The following is an 8,623-nucleotide window of genomic DNA, read 5'->3' on the forward strand; positions in this document are numbered from 1 at the left end:
CTCTGGATCATCACGGCTATTTTTCCACCGTCATGGTTTGCGGCGTCTGCCAGTACGCCAGATGTTTTTCCGGACGATACATTGACTCGATAAAGACAGGCGGTACCGCGAACGTGCCCGGTACTTCGGCACGCAGAATATACCCATAACGGGATTGCTGGCCTTTGCGCATTTCATCGGACAGCACAAAACGATCATTGCGGTATTCCTGATGATCGGCAGTCTTGAGCTCAATACCTGCCGGTAATACCCGTTCGAGCGGCAAGCCTTGATTCAGGGCCGGGTTTTCCAGCACAAAGCCGGCAGGAATCTTATCAACCAGTAAGGCATCATTCACGCGCTCGTTCAATGCGACAGTGAGTACCACAACAACCCGGTCTCCCACTTTCACACGATTAGACGCCAGAGGTTCACCCTTCATGGTATAGAGTTTGCGCTCTACCCGTTCGGCATCCAGGGTATTAAAGCGGTTAGCTTCATTGGCAATCCCACGATTTAACATCTGGTAGCCTTCCGCCAGCACTTTGACATACACAGGTTTGTCATCCAGGTTCTGGATTGTCATGTCACTCGCGAGTGGCTGACTGAACATCCCTGTCTGGCTCATCGGATTACCGCTGAAGGACAGATTGAAAATCTGATCGCGGTTTGCCGCGTTGGTCAGGGCAGATGCCTGCACCAGTGCAGCGCGTTCCTGCGTGCTCATCCAAGATGTGTTTGCCAGATCGATCAACTGCTCCAGATACTTTGTCTGCAGCTCTTGTGCCATTTCTTTGAGAGAATTATCACCCGCCATCTCCTGCAACACAGTCACCGATTTTGCGACATCGCGCAGGTTCGAGCCGTAATCGCCGAAATACCTGTGCCTGCGGTTGTAATCCCTGATGTCATCGAGCATATCTTCCGCATCATCACTGGCACCTACGTTGGCATAACTGGCCGCCATATGCAGATAACTGAGCTGGGTTGGCAGGGTCGTCAGCTTCATGCTGTCGAGATCACTCCACTTCAGCTTGCCCTGCTTGCTCATCAGGTAGGCAGCGTAGGCACGCGCCACTTTGGCTGATTCCATGTCATAGGCCAGATTACTGGTCAGTGATTCATTACGCACATACGCCATCAAGCGATTGGTGGCTTTAGTCAGCATGGAAGCCGGTACAACTCCAGGGAAACGTTTGTCAGCCGCGAGCAGAAAATCGGTCACATAGCCGCTGAGCCAGGGATTTTCCCGCCCACTGCTGTCCCACAATGAGAAACCGCCACTATTTTTCTGCATGGTTTTCAGCCGCAGCACGGCTTTTTCGATCAGTTGTTTGTCTGTCGATGGCGTATCGTCTCCGTCATCATCACTGTAATGACGAGTCTGATGGGCCTGGGCTTTGAAACGCTGCAGTTCTGGCTCATCCAGCAGAAATGGCCAGGCTTTACTGGTTGTCTGTTCGGCACAACCGTACGGATACCGGAACAGTCCTCGCGCATGCTCCTCGGTATTTAGCACAGGTGTCCGGCTGAAATAAGCGTGTCCCATGCTGCCACGTACCACATCCAGGCCAGACCAAAGCTGCTCGCTGACATTGTATGTCTCTTTCGAATCCAGCAGCACCGACTGCGCCTGCGTCACCCAGGGCATGACCGGGCGAACCGGGATCCCCCACGAGCGTTCAATCGATATCTCCTGGTTGTTCACACTCAGCGTCAGCGAAGCACGGTCAGTGATAGTGGTATCTGACACACCAAAACGATAACTCTGGCTCCAGTGTTCACCATCTTTCAGCACCAGTTCAGTCGCTGGCTGCTGGTTGAAGTTAAGTGTTTCGGATCCCGCGATCGCCACCGCCAGAGTCTGAGTGTGACCACTCACATTGTGAAGATCGACAGTGACACTTGATTGGTCGCCAGGCACCAGAAAGCGCGGCACACTCAGTTCAGCCACCACAGGGGCGCTGATGGGTTTATCCAGCACCGCTTGCCCGACTTGCGAACCGTTAAAGACGGTCGCCACAATCTGAGCTTCGCCGTTGTAGTCCGGGATGGCCATGTCAACCACAGCTTTACCGTCCACCAGTTTTATCGGCCTGGTCATCAGAATGATGGACTTACTTTCAACCAGGCCGTCATTTTTGTTATCGGTGTCTTCGTTGGCATCACTGCCAAACCGCGACTGAGCAAACGGATCAGGCCGCTGATCGTACAAGCGCGAATACATATCGATGACATCCGCACTGTATCGGCGCTGGCCAAAGAAATAATCATGCGGATTAACCGGCTTGAACCGACTCAGATTGATGATCCCTTTATCAACCATAGACAGGGTGATCCAGGTATCACCGCCCTGCCGGGCATCAATGTTATCGACAGTCACCGGGACAGAAAGCGTTTCTGAGGGTTTGATCAAGTCCGGCAGATCCAGCGCAACATTCAGTTTTCTGTTACTGCGATCCAATTTAAGCGGTTTGATACCAAAGTAGCGCTTGGGTGTCTGTCCGTCTATTCCAGTCAGTGTGGTGGTCAGGAACACATCGTGGCGGGCCAGTGATGCCGGAACCGGTACAGTTACATCAATCTTACCGGCCTGTACAGGATAGCTTTCCGACCAGACAAGCTGATCCGCTTCCAGTGTCACCAGCAGGCTTCCGGACAGAGGCGCAGTCACTGTGACTGTGGCTTGCTCACCGGCGACATACGCCGGTTTATCCGTTTGATTCACCAAATGATCCGGTTTGGCTTTCAGCTGTTCATTACCCTGATACCAACCGGCATAAAAGCTGTAGCTGGACGACACACCGGTCGACACATCAGTCACCGTCAGCAGATAGTCGCCCCACTTGGTGGAAAACGCCAAGCTTTCCGGCTGCTGGCCGACTTTGATTTTCTGGCTTGATAAACGCTTCCAGCGTTCCTGTTTTTTACGTTTCCAGCCAATGCCTTCTTCGTAAACCCAGTAATACGGCCCCTGATCATAATCCATGGTGACTTCCAATTCACCGCTGGTGAGAGACTGTCCATCAGCACTGAGCAGTGCAAGCTTGAACAAGGCATCGGTATTGTATGGTACAGAGACAAATTCAGGTTTAATGCCGGGAACCGGCTGATTTTTCCATGTCACGTAATTGAGCTTACGCTGTACCGCTGCACCGCCCGACTCCAGCAAACTGAAATTTGCCACGGTTTTTACCGGACTTTTTATCTGTTCCGGATCAGGCGTAGGGAGATTGACAGTTAACCGTCCTTCTTCCGACAGGGCGACTTCTTTCAGCTCCTGATAATTGGAATCCAGCGTAAAAGGCACGCCGACAGCATAATCTTCAAACTTGCCCGGAATATGAGTGACGGGGGCATAAGTCACCGCTGATTTCACTTTATTGCCAGCCGCCGGGCTGCCAAAAAGATAGCGGCCATTCAGTTCGACATTATTCGTCTGGCCCGCGAACACAAATGGCGCGGCGTTTTGAAATGTCAGATCCATACGCTCAGGTACAAATTCTTCGAGCTGAAATGACAATTCGCTTATCGGGTCTGGCGCGGTCGGATCTAAACGGACTTCGATACGGTATCGCCCGGTTTTCCAATTCGCCTCGGTCTCAAGCTGACGAAAATAATAACCCTCGGCCTGAGGCTGTAACTGCTCCTTCAAGATTTCCTCATTCCATGGATTCACCACAGACAAGGAGACAGGTCGCTGAGATAAGGTCCTGCCGTCTTTATCGCGCAGAAGAATGTTTACCGGTAAGGCCTCACCGGGTTTCACCAAATCACGGTTACTGTAGATATAGGCTTCTGTCGCCTGATATTTTCGACCGCCAACGGCACTGTCCGACAAATCCAGCGGCGCTTCACGCATAGGCAGAATCGCCATTTCTTCTTTAGCGACACCGCTATCATTGCGGCTTGTCATCCGGGCGATAACAATATCTTTACGCTGAGTCCGGATATCAAAACGGGCAACTCCGTGCAGATCAACAGGCTGACTGTCCAGTAAGGCGTTATTGCGGTAAATCTCTACCACACCTTGTGTCAACGCGTCGCCCGTCGAGAGCCTCGCCAGACTGAATACAGCCTGGCGGGTATTGATTCTGGCCTGAATACCGACATCGGTGAGCAGCATATGCTTGGCTTTCACGCGGTAAAACGTACCAGGCGCTTTAATCACCACTATGTACCAGCCCGCATCCAGGAAATGCGGAATCGGCAGTCGGGCTGAGGTCTGGACATCTTTCTCGCTGGGCGGCAGTGTATAGCGGTCTGAAAACACGCTTTTATAAGCATGCTTGATATTGTCCAGGTCATAGCTGGATAATTGGTCCTGAAGATAATGCCTGTTCAGCAGTTGCCCCGGCTCAGTCACCTGTAATATCTCGACATCGACATGGTCAAGATTGATAAAGTTAACAGGGATCGATTGCTGGTTAGACTGCGGAACCAGTGGTCCGCTGCCGACAAATAAAACTTCCGGTGTTTGCTGTGATTTTTCTTGATCCGCTTCCGCATAACTGAATAACGAAAACAGCGACAGACACAACAGCAGCAAACATTGCCGCCATTGCGCCAAATTAATTGATATAACCATAAAGTATTATTCTGCCCTTACCAACTAGAGTCGTAAAATATTGCTTTTATGTTCACTATGCGCATTATTCTATCCCGACCTGAATATAAAATGCTGCGATTAAGAATAAAAACGACCACTGGCCCGCAAATACAAAGCAGGCCATTAGAAATCAGTTATGAAGATCGAAAAAAACGCTGGCACTGAGACCAACGTCTTTCGCTGTTTATGAACATGACCGCCATTTCAGCCCGGCCTGATGCACCATGTCATCAAGATCATTCAGCACAACCGTCGCGTGAGGGTGAATGTCATGGAAAAGCACTATCCCCTTTCGCCATAACAACATCAATGTCATGACACGATCAGCAACCTGCCGTGATGACAGACGGGCATTCCAGTCCTGGCTATCAATAGTCCACAGATAAACAGGTTTGCCCTGACGTTGTAACCACTGTGAAAGCGCCAGGCTTCGCATACCATAAGGCGGGCGGAAAGCGGTGTCTGAAGGCAGGGAAGAAAATTGCGCCATTGCCTGATCCGTGCTGGTAATGGAGTCTTTCGATTTATCCAGCGCCTTATGCGCATGGTGTCGCCATCCGTGGGAGCCAAGGCACTGAGACTGATACCAGTTCTTATGTTCAGCCGGAACAAGCTTACTACCCAGCACAAAAAAGTACGCCTGGATGCCTCTGTAATTCAGCTGATTAATCAGTGTCTGGGTACGAGTGGGATGCGGGCCGTCATCGTAGGTCAGCAGAAACTCGCCGTCGTCAAAACGTTCACCCGTTACCTCAGTGTCGTTAAAAGTCAGAATCTCACTGCTTATCCGGGGAAACAGCGCCGCTAAACGTACCTGCTCAAACAAATAATAGTGGTAAAACTGCTCACTGGATTCACGCCATTTACTGTCAAAAGCAGGCAGGCGTTCGCGCGCGATCCTGACCAGATCGTCCCAATGCTTCACAGACTGATTGTGAGAAGCAAAGCGATACCCTTCCAGCAATTGCCGCTGCGTTTTGCTACGCCATGTCACAACAGAGTCAACACTCACCTGCTTCACACCGGTAAAACGAGAGATGTCCTCTGCGCTTGCCAGCGGTACTTTCGCCATCACATGGACAAACTGCAGTATCTCTGCGGCAGAAGCACGGTCAAAGGCCGCTTGTGAGTGAATCACTTCAGGCCATAAGTTTCTGTCTGTTGTGGCAACTTTATTTGGCCCGGCGGCCTGCGCCCAGCAAGCGCACAAACTAAGAGCTAGGACAAAATGTGTCAATCTCATAACGTCATCCAAAATAAGAAAAACGCCCGTCACAGCAGGCGTTTTCAGGCAAGACAATTATTGAATGTGTAGTTTCTCTTTCATCCGATCAATACCGCTCTGGTATGCAGAATGCTCACGAAGCCGTGATGCCGATTCGAAATTATCCAAAGCACTTTGCCACTCAGAAGAGGCTTCATAGATGCGGCCGATATTGTAGTAAGACCCAGCTTTAATGCGATCGGCGCGGTTACCGGATGCCAGCTCAATGGCTTTACGGTTGGCCCATAATGCTTCAGCACGTCTGTCTAATTTAGGATAGGTCACACCCAGATTACTGTATGCCTGGCTGAAATCCGGATTGAGGTTGATGGCATCCTGGAAGTAATACATGGCAGCCAGATAATCTTTATCCTGGTAGGCTTTTTCGCCAGCCGTATTCAGCCGCTTTGCCTGAGCGATCATGGCCGCTGTCACCAGACTGTGCGATTCAAAGGAGTCAGCAGCCAGTACGCCAGCCAGATGACTGTTGATGTCTTTATTTTTAACTAAAGACAGGTACTGATTGATGTCGTGAAAAGCGCCCTCACCATCAATGCCGAACACTACCCAGCTATTGGCACGGACATCATTACGTACTTTATAACTTCTGATATGCGTTTTACCGATATAAACATCAACACGCGCGTTACTGGCAGCTAAAGCCGTCGAATCATCACGGCCACCATTTGAGAAGTCGCGCACCATATAGACATATCGCTCGCCCTGTTTCTTTTTCACCACAGTGATGGTTTCAGGACCGTAAGATGAGGTGTCATCAACATCCAGATGAGTCTGATCACCTTGCTTTTGCGAGAAATACACATGGTTGCCCGGAAAGACCAGATGAGAATCCAGATCCGATGGCGAACTACCCCAGGTCAGCACAACACGCAAGCCATCCAGATTTGGCATCTCTGGAGATAACGCATAGGTAAAGCCTTCACAGGGGCATTTTACAACCAGCGTCGAATAACCTTCTTTTTCAATCAGCATGGTCGTATTCAGGTCATCAACCAGCTGAGCAGTATCCGCTTTGCCCTGCGCGTTGGTTTTCACTCTGACAGAGTTTTGACCGGTTCGCTGCCAGGTCACGTCGGCGTCCTGGATTGACTGGCCTTTCACGACGGCGCTGAGTACCTGTACTTCCCCAGCAGTCGCCACTGAGGAGATGAAGCCGATACAAGCTGTAAAACATGACACCTTTAGCCAAGAACGTTGAAACATCATTATTATTACCTTCCGTTGATTTCAACCATAAAGGCGACATTTCGTTGATGATATTTAAGGGATTACTTGATAAATCAGCAGGCAGCTTTGGTTTATTAAAAACATGATGGCAGATAAAATCTTGGTCACGTTCCTAAATTGAAAACAAGTACTAGGATTGCAAAGTCAAAAGCAACAACCTCATTTTTTGAAACTTCTGATATGATCAGCTAATTCGGCCTGTTTCACTCGTGTCAAAAAATTCTTACATTCTAAGTAGTTTTCTTCCCTTTTCTCACCGGTCGATATTATGTAATGAACAACTGAAATTTCTTTTAACATAAATGAATAATAATTTCCTTCATCAAGGTACACTGAAAATTCATCGTAACGATTCACTTTAACGTCGGGAGACGACAATCGTTTTTCAGCAACTATGTCTCCATTGTGTTTGATCGTTAAATTATCGCCTGTTATAAATAAGTCAACAACCCCACCATAACCATCATCGTCACTTTCATCATCTGGACCATACGAATAAACCTCTCCGCTCTCGTGAATGTCATCACAGTGGAATTGAAATGAATATTCATCTTCATTTACCTGCATGCCTACACTTAGATTAGCGAACAATGCAGACATAATAACCAGTTTCATCGCTAATCTCCCTGACGGCGCAAGTCGAAACCCTTACTATCTGGTAGATAAATATAGTTCAATTAAAACTTATTATATCTCTCAAATACTGATTTATAGACTTTATTTCTTCAACTGAATGATGATGCTCACATTCTAAAAAAATATCCTCTGCTGATTCATCAGCACTCTTTTTAACATGATTAATCAAGGATAACTTTTCATTAAAATCAAAGATGTAATAATGTTTATCATATTCACCGAGAATAAAACCTGAACTTCTATCCACCTTCACTAGGCTTGAGTTGATAGCACCTGATAATGAAAGTTTCCCATCTTTATTAATTGTAAAACCATCACCTATTATGCTTAAACTGACTGTTCCATCATATCCATCCTCCATCTCATATTTCGGATATGTTCCAAAATCATCAGTGATATACTCGCCTTTGTGCAAGTCATCACAAATCAATTCAAACTGAAACTGGCCAGCCTTGTTTTCAGTTTCGCAAGCAGCAGGTAATGAAAACAAGGTAAGAAATATACAACCTATGGCTCTGCAATTAATCATCTAATCGCCTTTTAGTTTCATCTGACTTAAAATCTTGCAATTCATGCTCTCGCTGAACCATTCTCAGAAACACTCCTCATATTGAATTTCACCCGGAATCTATATCAGTAATACGCTTAGATATCGGATTTAAAATATGCTTCACTCACTTAATATCAATGAGTTCACTATTTCAAGGTCTGACTCTAACCTACATGGTACTGTTACTTTCGATTGTAAAGAAACTTTTAATTCTGACAGTTCCTACCATCATTACTATTAATTAGCCGTGTAACATACGATGAAGTTTAAAGTCACATTCTTGAATGAATATCACAGTGAGCACTACCGATATCAAAATTATCATTGTCACTTTCCC

General features: G+C 47.8%; 5 protein-coding genes. All 5 read right to left on the reverse strand.

Translation table 11 applies throughout. From position 1 onward, the window contains the following. Nucleotides 1-16 precede the first annotated feature (16 nt). The 5 genes from L6J37_RS19740 to L6J37_RS19760 all read right to left on the reverse strand — a co-directional run bounded on the left by L6J37_RS19740 (nt 17) and on the right by L6J37_RS19760 (nt 8,265). A complete protein-coding gene (locus L6J37_RS19740) occupies nt 17-4,567 on the reverse strand; it encodes an alpha-2-macroglobulin family protein (protein ID WP_237796318.1) in 4,551 nt (1,516 codons plus the stop codon). Nucleotides 4,568-4,772: 205 nt separating this feature from the next. Continuing rightward, nucleotides 4,773-5,831, reverse strand: coding sequence for a polysaccharide deacetylase family protein (locus L6J37_RS19745; protein WP_237796319.1), 1,059 nt, complete (start codon nt 5,829-5,831; stop codon nt 4,773-4,775). 57 nt (nt 5,832-5,888) lie between these two features. Next, nucleotides 5,889-7,079, reverse strand: a complete 1,191-nt coding sequence (locus L6J37_RS19750; RefSeq protein WP_225445226.1) for a tetratricopeptide repeat protein — start codon at nt 7,077-7,079, stop codon at nt 5,889-5,891. 180 nt (nt 7,080-7,259) lie between these two features. Next, nucleotides 7,260-7,715: a hypothetical protein gene (locus L6J37_RS19755; protein WP_237796320.1), complete on the reverse strand. Its 456-nt coding sequence runs from the start codon at nt 7,713-7,715 to the stop codon at nt 7,260-7,262. 58 nt (nt 7,716-7,773) lie between these two features. Continuing rightward, nucleotides 7,774-8,265 carry a hypothetical protein gene (locus tag L6J37_RS19760; protein ID WP_237796321.1) on the reverse strand — a complete coding sequence of 164 codons (492 nt, stop codon included), beginning with the start codon at nt 8,263-8,265 and terminating at the stop codon, nt 7,774-7,776. Between the last annotated feature and the right edge of the window lie 358 nt (nt 8,266-8,623).

It is taken from the genome of Photobacterium sp. WH77 (genome assembly GCF_022014395.1).
In the GTDB taxonomy this organism is placed as follows: Bacteria; Pseudomonadota; Gammaproteobacteria; order Enterobacterales; family Vibrionaceae; genus Photobacterium; species Photobacterium arenosum.

Coding starts and splice junctions, on each gene's coding strand:
- L6J37_RS19760 (WP_237796321.1), bottom strand. CDS start 8,265: ATGATTAATTGCAGAGCCATAGGTTGTATATTTCTTACCTTGTTTTCA.
- L6J37_RS19745 (WP_237796319.1), bottom strand. CDS start 5,831: ATGAGATTGACACATTTTGTCCTAGCTCTTAGTTTGTGCGCTTGCTGG.
- L6J37_RS19755 (WP_237796320.1), bottom strand. CDS start 7,715: ATGAAACTGGTTATTATGTCTGCATTGTTCGCTAATCTAAGTGTAGGC.
- L6J37_RS19750 (WP_225445226.1), bottom strand. CDS start 7,079: ATGATGTTTCAACGTTCTTGGCTAAAGGTGTCATGTTTTACAGCTTGT.
- L6J37_RS19740 (WP_237796318.1), bottom strand. CDS start 4,567: ATGGTTATATCAATTAATTTGGCGCAATGGCGGCAATGTTTGCTGCTG.